Origin of the sequence: Chitinophaga sp. YR627 (assembly GCF_900114995.1) — a bacterium.
In the GTDB taxonomy this organism is placed as follows: Bacteria; Bacteroidota; Bacteroidia; order Chitinophagales; family Chitinophagaceae; genus Chitinophaga.
In genome coordinates this window covers 179,263-193,549 of the sequence record NZ_FOUX01000006.1, presented here as the reverse complement: position 1 = coordinate 193,549, position 14,287 = coordinate 179,263, and the positions used below count along the sequence as shown (strand labels likewise).

Sequence of the window (14,287 nt, the reverse complement as noted above, 5' to 3'; positions counted from 1 at the left end):
GGGCTCAGCGTTTAATGGCAGTTATATACAAAAAGGATATAACTACAATGACCTTACTTATTACCAACACAAAAAGCTGTCCTGATAACGGACAGCTTTTATAGTATAATTGGTAAAGCCGAATTACTTCTGGTTAATGTGCTCCACAACTTTATCCTTGTGCACGATAGCCTCTTTGAAAGAGTATGCACCAGTTTTAGGAGAGCGTACAGCTCTGATTACTTTTGTCCAAACTTTGGACTCAGCTGCTGCCTTCGCGTCTTTTACTTTCGAGTTCTTAGATGCCGCTTTTGCCATAATATTATTAGATTAAAAGTTAAAGTGAATCGTCAAAAGTTACCTGTTAATTGCTAATCGCGACCGAATGCACTAACATGCTACCGATTAACGCTCAACATTAACGATCAATTACTTAATTTCTTTGTGTACAGTTACCTTTCTCAGGATTGGGTTGTACTTCTTCAGCTCCAGACGCTCTGGAGTGTTCTTCTTATTCTTGGTGCTGATATAACGGGAAGTACCTGGCTGACCTGAAGTCTTATGCTCTGTACATTCCAATATCACTTGCACCCTGTTACCTTTTTTTGCCATTTTGTATACAAATTAAAGTTGAATGCCAACAATTAGATATTCTCTCCAGCTGCACGCAAGTCCTTAACTACTGCATACAAACCATTCTTGTTGATGGTTCTTAAACCATCAGCTGATACTTTCAAAGAAATCCAGCGATCTTCTTCCGCCAGGAAAAAACGCTTTTTCTGCAGGTTAGGCAGAAATCTCCTCTTTGTCTTAATATTAGAGAAGGAAACATGGTGACCCGTAATCGGCTTCTTTCCTGTCACCTGACATACTCTTGCCATGATAGAAAAATTTTGGATTGCAAAAGTCGCACTTTTTTGTCGATTTTGCAAATAATTGTAATCCGATTTTATTAACACTTATGAGATGTGTAAATCTAAATTAGAATTCACCTCTCATAAATATCTGAATATCAACAGAATCCATCGGTAGAATTTCTGAAGTATAAAGATATCCACATTTTGAAATTCGCACAAAATCAGCGATCTATTTTTACAACAGGGCCAATTTATGCGATCCTTTGCTGCCTTACAGCAGTACTACCAGGCTTCTCAATACAGCACCCAATCTCACTCCTTCCAGCACTCGCTGTTGTGAAGTTCCGTGTTTCAGTAACGCATCTTCGTGTGAAGTCACGCACATCTCACAGCCGTTCAACGCCGATACCACCAGGCTCACCAGTTCGAAAAACTCCTTACCTAAAACCGGATTCGCCATGATGCTCATACGGATACCTGCTGGTGTAGCAGTGTAAAATTCCTTATTCACGAAATGGCGGAAACGATAGTACACGTTGTTTGCATTCATCAGGGATGTACAGCTGTAGATCTCAGCGATCTCCTTGTCTGTAGCACCTTCCTGTGTAGCCAGCTTTTCAAAAGCCGTCTGCAGGTCAACATGTTTCTCATTTGCTGCAACTGACAGACCCAGCAGGTAAGCTTCCTTTTTGGTCAGTGTAGAGGCAGATAATGAGTTGGTAACGTTTATCTTAAGATCTTTCAGATAACGGGCGTCAGTGTTGGCGAGGGTACGTAAGCGATCAGAAAGATGCTCTCCGGTTAACCCTACTGCTTCCAGCAACTGTACAGCCGTATCAGTATTTGAAGTTGCGAACATAATAATTATTTTTCAATTGTCTGTAAAAAATAAAAAGTCCATAGCCGGACAACCCTTTCGGGTATTGACTATGGACCTTAAAAAAGATTAAGCGTTCAGTGTAGCCTGGCCTTTTTCCCAGTTACAAGGGCACAGCTCGTCTGTCTGCAGTGCATCCAGTACACGCAGTACTTCTTTCACGCTACGGCCTACGTTCAGGTCATACAGAGATACCCAACGTACGATACCCTGCGGATCAACGATGAATGTAGCACGGTAAGCAACTTTCTCGTTTGCTTCCAGGATACCCAGCTCTTCAGCCAGAGATTTGGACGTATCAGCCAGCATCGGGAACTGCAGGTTACGCAGATCTTCGTGGTCTCTTCTCCATGCAGCGTGTACGAATTCAGAATCAGTAGAAGCACCAATTAAGATAGCATCACGGTCAACGAAATCCTGGTAATGTTTGTTGAACTCAGCAATTTCGGTAGGACAAACAAAAGTGAAGTCTTTTGGCCACCAGAACATTACTAACCATTTGCCGGAATTCTTCAGCTCTTCGGAAGACAGTTCATAGAATTCTTTACCTTTCTCGATGGATACTACAGCGGTCTTTTTGAACTCAGGAAAGCTTGCTCCTAAAGATAATGTTACATTCTTCATTGTGCGTATATGATTTATTATTTACGTTATATCCTCTTTATATATCCAACTTTCCGGACGCGTGTTACATTCACATGAATTACATATGTCCTTTATGGTTATTCGGGTGCAAAATTGCGTGTCTCCTCATTATTAATCAAATAGATTTTGAATACCTGTGCATTGAAATTCTCTATATGCCGCCAAAAATGGCCCTCCTCCTAACTTTACGGCGTTTTTTAATTTTTATTTTGTTCCATTAATACAATCTTAACATAATGTGAAGGCAAACGGAACAATTTGGCACGCTATTTAGTTATATATAGTACCAAAACTTTAACGAATATTATAAAACGACAGGCTATGAAACTTAAAAACGTACTCTTGGTGATTTTTACGATTGGAATTGCACTCATCCCGTTAATTAAAAACGGTCTCGGTAAACATGATGAATTTGATGCTACACAAGACCTGTTCATCTAATGGTTAACGCGCAGATGGTGCCGTATCCTGTAAGAATGACTTTCCTCACGGAGAGCAGGCACTGTTATGCTGGTCAGTCAATGGTAAATGCACTTATAGATAGCTGCTTTACGATTGATTATCAATACTTTTCCTTTGCCAATTCACTAATGTCCCATTAGTAGCTATCAGCGGGGAAATGACCCGCATAGCGAAACGCATATAAGCTCTCCTTTTATTAAAGGACGAACTCATTCCAATGAAGGAATTACTAATTATGGTTAATTGGTAGTTCCTTTTCGCATTTCAGGGGTTTTACGCCATTTCATAAGCATTCCGGCGGATCTGCGAAATATCGCCGTTTACAGCTGCGAATCATCGAAAATAGTACGAATACAAAAAGGCCTCCGCAATGCGAAAGCCTTTTTTATAATATGAAGATCGTTTTACTCCACAATCAGTTGCAAATGATGTTGTTAAACATCCACACCATCACGTTACATTATTAATCAGATCCTTAAAGCTATTGACTCCCAACATTTTAACTGTCTTGAATCCCTCCGCATAAGGTACCCCAACCATCTTACCAAATGTAGCATCTCTCGCTATAACGCCATCAAAGAACGCAGAAGAAGAAATGTAGGTCTTGGGTTCACTATCAGCTGCTGCTGCCAGGAACTGGGTCTTATACGCCCTGATCGCCTCTTTCTTGCGCTCTATTACAGTAGAAACGTCTATCACAAAGTCTGGCTCCTCAAAACGGTCCTGCAGGAAATGAAATACCTGTTTAGGTCTCCAGGCTGCCTGCGGCTCACCATTCTCAAACGTCTCAATTCGTCTCAGACCTGCCAGAAAACAGCTGTCTGCTATCAGACGGGCCGCTCTTCCATGATCCGGGTGACGGTCCTCAAATGCGTTCGCCAGCACAATGTCCGGCTGGTATTTGCGGATCGCCGCGATCAGCTTCATCTGTTCTTCAGTGTCATTCCGGAAGAAGCCGTCTGCCAGTCCAAGGTTATCTCTTACCGATAATCCCATCACTACTGCAGCATCCGCCGCCTCCGCCGCTCTTATTTCCGGAGTACCACGGGTACCGAGTTCTCCTCTTGTCAGGTCCAGTACGCCAACCTTCATCCCCTGCGCGGCATGTACCATCAGGGTACCTGCACAGGCCAGCTCCACGTCATCAGGATGTGCAGCGATAGCCAGTATGTCTAATTTCATCGAAAATATCCTTTCTTTTGGTGGAGTGCAAAGATAACGCTTAGTTGGTCTTACTGGTGATCAGTATTCCGTACTTCTTGCCGGTATGATCACCAGGCACATCTGCCAATTTTGCAGCGGGTATGACTTTTATGCTTTCAATGTTCTTTCTTTCCAATGCAGCCAGCATCTGTGCTTCATTACTTTCAATCGGCGCTCCATCCAGCATATACAAAAACGCGCTGTCGCTTCCCTCTTTCTTCAATTGCTGCTGATAATCAGCAGATAGCTCCCCAAACATGCGCGTATATCTCTTGCGGGCGAAAGGTACTGTTTCAATAAAGATCACACCATCTTCACCCCTCGGACCGTACTTTTCCTTCAGTTTCGACCCCTTCACGATATCGATCAGGGCGATCTTGGTAGGATCCAGTCCTTCCATTCCATTCTTACTTTCCACACTATCAATGAAGATCAGGGCATTCTGCGGAACGCCAGGTATCGAACTCAGGTCTTGTGACATAGCGGCAGTCCCACATATCAGCAGGCATGCTATCATGAAAATTCTTAAATGCATCTGTGAATTTACGGCAGATTTGCCAGAACAGGGGTCAGCTTGGGTAGAAGGGATTGTTAAAATGAGAAAAGGTCATTCAGAATGATAAAGGCCAGCTAGTAATTATATGCCCTTGAGCCCCGGTACATTTCTATTTCCTGGACAATGACTTCGATATCCTTGTCCTCCTGGGCGTCATAATCGCTCTTCAGGTTACCACCAAAGAAGAACGCCACCGTTTGCCACATACGGGCAGAGAAACCACCTTTTAGCTCCTTGATGATCTCATAACAGTTCTGTCCGGTTTCCCGGTTGATGAGTTTCATCAGCACCTTTCCCTGGTATACCGACAGGTTCTCCAGCTTGTCGCCAAACTGATCCTTCATCTTCTTCTCGATTTCTGAAAGATACTTTTTCCGGTCTTTTTTGTCGTGCAGGGTAGCCAGGTGAGAATTAACGTCTTTTAATATTCTGGCGGCGGATTTCGCATAAGGGTAAGTCACATACACCGCATTTCGCAAACGCGTCCATGCTTCCCGCTGCTTGCGGAACTTTTTAGGCAGTTTGTCAACCACCTCAAAAATGTGTAAAGTGATGGAAGGAATTGTGTCTGAACCGACTATGATGGCGCTCACTGCAATACTGTCTGCTCCATGACGCGACTGGGCATAACCCCTATTGCGACCGGCAAGGCATAAGATGCAGGCAAACAGGATGATAAAAGCGGTGAGACGACGCATAAACTCCTAATATGATCTTAAAATTATACTAAAGATATGCTAAAAAAACGATAGCTGGTAAGGGCCAGAAAAACAATAACAAGCCGTTTAAATAAGGGCTGGATCAGTGAGATTTCCTGTAGATAACCCATAGATATCCCGTAGATAACCCGTATACAACCCATTCTTATAGATACGGGTTATCTATGGGTTATCTACGGGTTATCTACGAATTATCTATGAAACATCTTACTGATTGAAACGGGTTCAAGCAAAATCTGATCTAGTCCTAATATAGGTTTACACTATTGTTAGATAATCCTGTTTGAAGTTTACAAGTACAGTTTTAAATCCTAAATGAAGCTTTACGGCAATTTTTCAGTACAGAAAACCTTACAGTTGACTTATTGAATGCAGGATTAGCTTTACAGATTAGAGATTATTTCAGCGAACGCTTTACAGGTGTCTTAGTATGAAAAAAACTTCACAAGTGATATTCTGAAAAAATAACTGAACATCATATAATCAAAAGCCCGGCGGGGTCCAAAAAAGTGGGTTGGAAATAACGTCAGGGCTGCTGATCTCAGCACCAGGAAAGTGATTATATCTAGTAGAAAGAGATAGTTAAGACAAACAGGACAAATTGCTGAGTTGGAAGCGTAAAACTAAGATAAAAAAGGAGGTTTTAGTTATATCATAGCTTTAGATAAAGCTCATATAATAATGATAATCAGTTAAATGTATTTTTTATCTATTTATGATAACCTAAGCGATTGAAGATTGGTAAAATCATAGCCGGAGGTATGTTAAAGCTCAAAACACGCCTATTTTTCTGTTCTACTTAAAGTAGAATTTTAAGTCTTTCAGGGAAGGTAAATTGATGACCCTATATTTATTATTTATACAATTATCCTGCCCTTTTTAATGGTTCAGTCCCGAAGGAATTGACGTAGGTCGAGTTTATGAAAATGGGCGTTTAGCATAGATCATTAAGCGCTGATAATCAACTTTATAATCCTGTCAGCTTCAATATTTAAAATTACCTGATATGGTGTACCGTCCTTATATCGTCCTGAAAACAATGATTTTTGTATTTAAATGACTATATCAAACGACTTTATTTAACTGATAAACAGATGCTTATGAGGAATAATTCAAAAAAGAAATGTAGGTCATTTAATGCAGATCGCCTGCTATAATACCGGTTGCCACATTTCAATGACCTTGTCAAACAAGTCCATTTAACTGAAAAACAATTACTTATAAAGGACACCTCAAAAAAGAGATGCAAACTTCCTAAAACAAAAAAGCCTGCTATGGCCTTTAGCAATAGCAGACATTCTTCCCTGGTCTTTAATTCAATATTGGATAGCTGTGTAATTTCAACCTGGTCAATTAGGAAATGTATGGTAGAAGTGGCTGAAATGTTATTTAGCAATATAATACTTTATCCCTCAACTTTCTATTTCACGGGTATCAGACCCAGCTTTTTTTCTGCGAATGAATCGATCGCCTTTTCTACCGCCGGTACATCCTTAGAGGTCAGATAACAACCTATCACATGTGCGTCGGCATCCGGAATGGCAACCGCCTCCTTCATATCTGCAGGGGTGCCCAGGGCTTTGTGCATAGCGAGGATCGCAGAGATCTTTACGGTCGGATCCTGATGCGCCTTATCCCGGAAGTAGTAAACGTTCAATGCCGGCTGTTTAACGCTATGAAATACACCTGGCTCCATCGTTGTTTCCAACAGACTCTCCAGTTCGACCACCGCCTCTAACCGGTATTTATTATACCAGTACTTACCAAGCTCCGGCTTTTCGGGAGGCGCCTGTCTGTAATCACCATGACAAACCAGACGCGCCAGTTGTAATCCCCAGGGATTATTCGCGAGAAAGGCCATATCATCATTGATCGCAACATTGGGCGACATATTGATAATAGCATAAATATCATTGGGGAAGGTAGCGGCCAGTTTTAGTCCGAGGGTACTTCCGGTCGAACAGGTTACCAGGATCACTTTCTCTCCCAGCGCTTTACCGATGCTCAGTGCCTCTTTAGCGTCCCGCCATAGTCCACCGGCAGTCATCGTCAGCAAAGGCTCCGAAGTATCCAGTCCGTGACCATCCAGGCGGGAAAGGTACAGGTTGCAACCGTATCGCTTCGCGAAATCACGGTGCACGGGATTACCTTCCTCCTGACTGGCAGAAAAACCATGCAGGTACACTACGCTGAAAGGCGTTTTGCGGTGCAGGGAATCATACCAGATGATCCGGGCTTCGTTATCGGGCTTTATCTTGTGAAAACCTTCTTTTGTGGCAACATATTGGTCCAGTGCCGAAGGCTGTTGTGGGACGGTAGGTAATAAAGGATCATACCGTGGGGTAACCGGTCGTGGACCAAGGTAATATATAATTACGAAGACCGTTATTACAATCAGGGATATTCGCAGCCAGCTGCTTTTCATGGGAAGTGTATTGTTTTATTCCCGGAGACAGGACTAGCTGGCGCCTGTCCCCGGGAATAAAAGCGTTATGACTGAATCGATTTTGACTTGTTCATCTTCACTCTTTGCACAATACTCATTACAAACCCAACAACCATCACCAGGATACCTAACCACAATACATTGATGTATGGGAATATAAATGCTTTCATCACAATATAATCCTTAAACGTATCAGATTCCTTTACTTGTATCTGTATCTTTTTCTCTTTCGGCAATACTTTGCTGAATTTAACATACAGGGACAGTGGCGCAACGGTATCCGGTACGATCACTTCGTAACTGCTGTCACGCAGACTATACACCGGCATCAGGTTGTACTGCTCGTTATTCTTGGTCACCACTCTCAATTGCGCCCCTACTGCCAGGTCATTGGGCTGCGGCGTATAATTGCGGTTCTGTGGCTGAGGCTGAATACCTTCCAGTATAATGTAACCATTCGCAAAGAACACGGAATCACCCGGTGCAATGTCATGGTTATTATACTGGGCCGTATCGCTGGAATTGTCCTTGATAGGTACGGCCGTGATATAAGTAAAGATATCTTTTGTAAAATAATGTTTTGAATCCGGGTTAGGTGTTAGCTGCTGCTGTCCCTTGTTGCTCAAAAAGGCATCCGGATGCAGGGTAAATTTCTCAACGATATTACCATTTGATGGGTCACGACGCTCGTAACGCACCAGGTAGTAAGTCTTCGCATCACCTTCTGCCAGGGAGTCACCGGCATAAGTAACGTGATAGTCACCCATCTGCACTGGGAAGTTCTTTGGCAGCATCAGGTTTTCTCTTGGATTTTCCTTGCTTTCCTTTCCGAAGAACCCGCCATCCAGCATTTTCATCCTGTCGATAGAGATCACCTCTTTCTTGGAAGAAGAGATCAGGATACCCAACAGAACCATACCGAAACCAACGTGTGCAACGGAACCGCCCGCTACGCGCAGTTTACCTTTCTGGCCCACTATGATGAACATCGCATTTGCTACGATGGCATATACACTGGTGAAGAGCATTACATAGATGGCACCCAGGAAGCCGCCACCATAAGCATCATAGGTGATATTACCGAAGATGCCGATCAGACCGGTGATCACCAGACTGATCACAGTAGGAATACCGATCTTTTTAATGAAATGACCTTTTGGTGTGTCCTTATATTTCAGATACTGTACAATCGCTGTCAGAATACCCAACACGATCGCAACGAAGATCTGGATCTTATTATAGTGGAATACGCCATCAGAAGGAGGTGCAATATCCTGCTCCATACCGAACAGTTTCTTAAGACCCAGTCCGTTGATGATCTTATTCCATACCGGAATAGAAGTCGTAAAGGTGATCTGAATGGCTGCGATCATCAGGATCAGCGCGCCAACGAACAGCCAGAACTCACGGGAATAAGTGCTTGCTTCTTTCGGTACATCAGGTATTTCCTTCCTTCTCATGATCAGAAGTGTAAATGCCGGTATAACGAATACCGCCATATAGACCAGCAGCTGGCCACTCATACCGAGGTCAGTAAATGAGTGTACGGAAGTATCACCCAATACACCACTACGGGTCAGGAAGGTAGAATATAGGATCAGTACAAAAGTGATAAAGAAGAAGAAAAAGGTTGGCTTCAGGGCGTGACCGGAAAACTTAAAGGCCAGCAGGGTATGTACACCTGCCACCAGGGTCAGCCATGGCACCAGGGAAGCATTTTCTACCGGATCCCATGCCCAGTAACCACCAAAAGTCAGTGATTCATATGCCCAGGCAGCCCCCATCATGATACCTGTACCCAGAATCATGGCAGAGAAGAGTGACCATGGCAGGGCTGGTTTGATCCATTCTTTATATTCACGGGTCCAGAGACCAGCGAACGCATACGCAAAAGGAATGATGGTAGACGCGAATCCCAGGAACAGTACCGGCGGGTGGATCACCATCCAGTAGTTTTGCAGGGAAAGGTTCAGACCATTACCATCTTTGATGAAATCGAGATAATTGGCATTAGCCACCCATGGCAGTCCCTGGTTCTCTTCTGCCAGACGGAGCAGCAGGAAAGGATTGCTACCAACACGGTAATCCAATATATAGATACCGATCAACATACTACCCAGGAAGATCTGTGCAAAAGACAGGGTCGCCATTACCGGCGCCTCCCATTTCTTACCGAAACGTATCAGGATCAGTCCCAGTACACTATGCCAGATGGACCATAACAGGAAACTACCTTCCTGATCAGCCCAGAAGCTGGAGAGCAGGTAACTTACCGGCAGATCGCGGGAGGAGTTCCTCCAAACGTATTTGTATTCGAAGTAGTGATTGTATAAAGCATAGTACAGGCTGCCGAAAGTGGTAAAAACAGCGAGGGCCTGTATAATGAAAGCCCAGCGGGCCAGTTTTTTCCAGGAATTCTTTAACAGATCATCTTTGGACTGTACCGCCATGAAGTAACTGATACTCGCGAGTATAGCAGCGACAAACGCCAAAACTGCCGAAAAATGCCCTATCTGTCCGGGCAACAGATGTTCCCCTATGTATTTTGTATCCAAGACCTGATATTATTAAAAGACCGCAGACGGTCGTCTGCGGACGAAGATTGAATAATAGTTATATGTGGAAGATGGCCCTTACTAATTACGCTTTTCCAATCGCCACCTGATCGTTCTTATATTTCGAAGGACACTTCATCAGTATCTTGCTGCATTTGAACTCTCCATTAGACATTTTTCCGGTCAGCACCACGCTTTCCGCTTTTTCGAAGTCGGTTGGCTTGGTACCATAGAAAACAACAGGCTGGATCTCCCCTGTTTTATCAACTACATAAAAACGAAGCAGGTTGGCATCTTTTATTGGATCATATTCCAGTGTCTTTGTTGTATCGAGTTTACCGATCACCTGAAATTCCTTTCCTTCTTTCTGCCGGGCTGTCGCAAATGTCTCATAAGTACTGAAATCGCCTGCTACTGTTACGATTACGCCAATAGCTACAGCAATGAGTACCAGCAGGACAATATTAAATTTCTTCATATCGCAAATAATTCAGATTCTTCCTTAATGCTTCCTAAATTAAAAGTGAAAAGCCGTACACATCATTTTACGTCGATATACAGTCTTTGTCATTGGCAAAATTACGCCAAAATGAACTTCAAGTGTCTTTTTTTACATAAAAGAACACATGATCTTTATCATATAAATTATGGAAAACGGATGCAGCCCCAACTGTGGTGAGGCTCTTATGGTCAAAGCATCATAAATTACTATCTTTGCGCCGGAAAAATCGTTTTGTATGAACGGTTTTTTCCCGGGACCGCCTGTAGGTGGCCTCTTTTTATCAAATTACATTATCATGGCGGATTTATCTCAATTTGATCCCAATTCGGTAAGCCTGTTGTCCAACAACATCTTTGGCCTGCCTACAACTGAAGAGGATGCAAAACTGGTACTATTACCTGTACCCTGGGAAGTGACGGTTTCTTATACGCACGGTACGGCCAGAGGTCCTGAACAGATCTTCAAAGCCTCACTCCAGGTGGACCTGTATGATACAGATGTAAAAGACGGATGGAAAAACGGGTTTTTCATGCGTGAAATCGACAAACAGCTGCTCCTGCGTAGCGATTATCTCCGCAAGGAAGCTGAACTCTACCTCAAATTCCTGACAGAAGGTGGAGATGTCTGTGATAATGAATTTCTTAAAAAGACCCTGGTTGATGTCAATACCGGTACGGTTGCGATGAATGACTGGGTATACCGTCAGACCAAAGATCTGCTGAACAGCGGCAAACTGGTAGCGCTCGTTGGCGGTGATCACAGCACGCCCCTGGGCTTCTTCAAAGCCATCGGTGAGAAAAAAGGCGATTTTGGTATTCTTCAGATAGACGCGCACTGTGACCTCCGTAATGGTTACGAAGGTTTTCAGTATTCCCACGCTTCTATCATGTACAATGCGATCAAAGAAGTTCCTCAGCTGACGAAACTGGTACAGATCGGTATCCGCGACTACTGCGAAGAGGAAGTAGAATATATTAATAATAGTAACGGTAAAGTGGTGACCTTCTTCGACAAGGACATCAAAACCCGTCAATACGAGGGTGATACCTGGAAGATGATCTGTGACGATATCGTTGCTACACTCCCGCAACAGGTATATATAAGTTTTGATATCGACGGTCTGGATCCAAAACTTTGTCCGCGGACGGGTACCCCTGTACCTGGCGGCTTTGAAACAGAACAGCTTTATTACCTCTTCCGCAAGATCATCAGCAGCGGCCGTAAACTGATCGGCTTTGACCTGAATGAGGTAAGTACTTCTCATGATGAATGGGATGCGAATGTAGGCGCAAGAGTACTGTTCAAACTGTGTAACCTGCTGATCCTGTCAAACCAGGAATAAGAATTAAAAATTAAGGATTAAGAACCGGGCGGTGGGCACGAGGGACATATATAATATTATATACGGACCTCGTTAACAGATGCCCTGATAGGATTTATATAAAAACGACTGTTGATGAGCGACAATATGACTAAATACAGGATCAGGATTCTCCAACCGAATGCAGAAACACGCCTTCGCATGCAACCTGTAATGCATGGCCTGGCCGGCATTCTCTTTTTAATGAACGGAATTGGTGCATACAACAATGCGTCGCCAAACTGGGCAATGGCTATCTTTTTTATTCTGCTGGGTGTTGGAAGTCTGGCGTTTCCGTTTTTCATGAAACGCTTCCGTAATATACAGTCTGCCAATAGTCTGGCCCGCCTGATCCAGGCATTTGTGAGTCTGACCGGTTGTCTGTTCTTCCTCAGCCATATGCAGCCACTCATCGGTATCCTCCTGTTCCTGACAGGTGTTGCTTCCGCTTATATCGGATGGGCGGAGTATAAGCTCTTCCAGCCTTGCTATATTAAGATTGACATGATGGGTCTGAGCCTGCCGGGTACCTTTTCAGACAAGGTGATTGGCTGGAACCAACTGAATAACGTAATTTTGCGGAATGACCTGCTCACGATAGACTTCAAAAACAACAAGGTATTACAACTGGAAGTGCTTGACGAAACGGGTGCAGCGACCGCGGAAGAAATGAACGCTTTTTTTAAAAGCAGGCTCTGATGACGCACCGGACAATATTACAAATTCAACAAGAAACTATCTGAACATTTGAAACAGTCTCCATACATCCTTTACTCTGACGGTAAAGGCAATATTTTCGAAGACACCTCCATGCTGACTACCGGTCGTAGTGGCTGGGACGCCTGGCCGATCGATCCGGAAGAATGGATAGAATTACCAGAAGGTGGTTCTCTTTATGAACTGCCAGGACGCCGTGGTATCGGTCTGGATGCAAAAACAGGTGAAATGGGTATCTGTGATAAGGGATGGGCAGTTGCTGCCTTTATTCCGCCTGCACATACCGGTTATTACCTGGCGGCATACGAAACCATGCCGGATGCACCTACCCTGCCCCTTTTCTGCTATACCGCAGTAGGTTGGCTGGATGGTAAGTTTTATGTACCTGCTACCCGTATCGAACAGGACATCCGTCAGGAATGTGCCGGTTTTGATGATAAAAAGGTAAAACAGGGCGTACAGCAATTACTGAGCGCTTATCCGCACAACCGCCTCGTACAGCACCTGGCTGATAACTGTGCGCTGACATACCATTGCCCTGCTGCCCGTAACTATTTCATGGGTCGCTGGGAGTGTCCGATCCCTTCTTCTCCTGCGTGTAACGCTAACTGTATTGGTTGTATCTCTTTCCAGCCGGAAGAAGAAACGATCGTATCTACACAGGACCGTCTGCGTTTTAAACCAACAGCAGAAGAGATCGTGGAGTATACAGTACCTCACCTGGAAACAGCGCCGTTCCCGATCGTGAGTTACGGACAGGGTTGCGAAGGTGAACCACTGCTGATGTGGGAAACCATCCGCGAATCCATTATTGAGATCCGTAAACATACGCCGAAAGGAAGCATCAATATCAATACCAATGGTAGTAAACCAGATGCAGTACGTGAACTGTGTAAGGCAGGTCTGAACAGCATCCGTGTAAGTACCAACTCTGTACAGGAGAAATTCTATACACCGTATTACCGCCCCAATAACTACAAATTTGAAGACATCATTGAGAGTCTGAAAGTGGTGCGTGAATTTGGCGGATGGACCTCCATCAACTATTTCACTTTCCCTGGTATGACTGACAGTGTGGATGAATATGAAGCGTTGCGTAAACTGATCAGAGACACCGATCTGCAGATGATCCAGTGGAGAAACTTCAATATTGATCCTGACTGGTACCTGGGTCGTCTGGGTATTACCGAAGTAGGTGACTGCCTTGGTATCAAACAGCTGCAGGAGTTGATCCAGGAGGAATTCCCTCACCTGAAATATGGTTATTTCAATCCACCGATTGAAAGGATCAAAGGGGATTACGAGAAAGACTTCGCACACTATTAGTCAATTAAGAATTAGGAATTAACAATTAAGAATTGAAGGTTTAGTGTGTTTAGATTATCTGAATAGACCTTAATTAATATAAA

The 14,287-nt window shown here is 43.8% G+C and carries 14 protein-coding genes; 3 read left to right on the top strand and 11 right to left on the bottom strand.

Annotated features, from left to right (window positions below):
• Nucleotides 1-123: 123 nt before the first annotated feature.
• The 11 genes from BMZ72_RS30130 to BMZ72_RS30080 form a co-directional block, all read right to left on the bottom strand.
• Nucleotides 124-297: a DUF4295 family protein gene (locus BMZ72_RS30130; RefSeq protein WP_089814156.1), complete on the bottom strand. Its 174-nt coding sequence runs from the start codon at nt 295-297 to the stop codon at nt 124-126.
• A 111-nt stretch (nt 298-408) separates the two neighbouring features.
• Nucleotides 409-591 carry a 50S ribosomal protein L33 gene (rpmG, locus tag BMZ72_RS30125; protein ID WP_012790733.1) on the bottom strand — a complete coding sequence of 61 codons (183 nt, stop codon included), beginning with the start codon at nt 589-591 and terminating at the stop codon, nt 409-411.
• Nucleotides 592-623: 32 nt separating this feature from the next.
• Nucleotides 624-860, bottom strand: a complete 237-nt coding sequence (gene rpmB / locus BMZ72_RS30120) for a 50S ribosomal protein L28 (protein ID WP_012790732.1) — start codon at nt 858-860, stop codon at nt 624-626.
• 247 nt (nt 861-1,107) lie between these two features.
• Nucleotides 1,108-1,695, bottom strand: a complete 588-nt coding sequence (locus BMZ72_RS30115) for a carboxymuconolactone decarboxylase family protein (RefSeq protein ID WP_089814154.1) — start codon at nt 1,693-1,695, stop codon at nt 1,108-1,110.
• A gap of 87 nt (nt 1,696-1,782) precedes the next feature.
• Nucleotides 1,783-2,337, bottom strand: a complete 555-nt coding sequence (locus tag BMZ72_RS30110) for a peroxiredoxin (protein ID WP_012790730.1) — start codon at nt 2,335-2,337, stop codon at nt 1,783-1,785.
• Nucleotides 2,338-3,270: 933 nt separating this feature from the next.
• Entirely contained in the window at nt 3,271-4,002 is a 732-nt protein-coding gene (gene bshB1, locus BMZ72_RS30105; RefSeq protein WP_089814152.1) for a bacillithiol biosynthesis deacetylase BshB1, read from the bottom strand.
• A 40-nt stretch (nt 4,003-4,042) separates the two neighbouring features.
• Nucleotides 4,043-4,558, bottom strand: a complete 516-nt coding sequence (locus BMZ72_RS30100) for a hypothetical protein (RefSeq protein ID WP_143087820.1) — start codon at nt 4,556-4,558, stop codon at nt 4,043-4,045.
• A gap of 95 nt (nt 4,559-4,653) precedes the next feature.
• Nucleotides 4,654-5,277, bottom strand: a complete 624-nt coding sequence (locus BMZ72_RS30095; RefSeq protein ID WP_089814148.1) for a DUF4294 domain-containing protein — start codon at nt 5,275-5,277, stop codon at nt 4,654-4,656.
• Between the two features lie 1,441 nt (nt 5,278-6,718).
• Nucleotides 6,719-7,723, bottom strand: coding sequence for an alpha/beta hydrolase (locus BMZ72_RS30090; protein WP_089814146.1), 1,005 nt, complete (start codon nt 7,721-7,723; stop codon nt 6,719-6,721).
• A gap of 65 nt (nt 7,724-7,788) precedes the next feature.
• Nucleotides 7,789-10,299: a cytochrome c biogenesis protein CcsA gene (gene ccsA, locus BMZ72_RS30085; protein WP_089814144.1), complete on the bottom strand. Its 2,511-nt coding sequence runs from the start codon at nt 10,297-10,299 to the stop codon at nt 7,789-7,791.
• Between the two features lie 85 nt (nt 10,300-10,384).
• Complete coding sequence (locus BMZ72_RS30080) at nt 10,385-10,777, bottom strand: cytochrome c maturation protein CcmE domain-containing protein (RefSeq protein ID WP_089814142.1); 393 nt, start codon at nt 10,775-10,777, stop codon at nt 10,385-10,387.
• 319 nt (nt 10,778-11,096) lie between these two features.
• Here BMZ72_RS30080 and BMZ72_RS30075 point away from each other — a divergent pair, with 319 nt between their 5' ends.
• From BMZ72_RS30075 to BMZ72_RS30065, 3 genes are all read left to right on the top strand, one after another.
• Nucleotides 11,097-12,143, top strand: a complete 1,047-nt coding sequence (locus BMZ72_RS30075) for an agmatinase family protein (protein WP_089814944.1) — start codon at nt 11,097-11,099, stop codon at nt 12,141-12,143.
• A gap of 114 nt (nt 12,144-12,257) precedes the next feature.
• Nucleotides 12,258-12,860 (top strand): hypothetical protein, encoded by a 603-nt coding sequence (locus BMZ72_RS30070; RefSeq protein ID WP_089814140.1) that lies wholly within the window; start codon nt 12,258-12,260, stop codon nt 12,858-12,860.
• A 48-nt stretch (nt 12,861-12,908) separates the two neighbouring features.
• Nucleotides 12,909-14,204: a radical SAM family protein gene (locus BMZ72_RS30065; RefSeq protein WP_089814138.1), complete on the top strand. Its 1,296-nt coding sequence runs from the start codon at nt 12,909-12,911 to the stop codon at nt 14,202-14,204.
• Nucleotides 14,205-14,287: the final 83 nt, after the last annotated feature.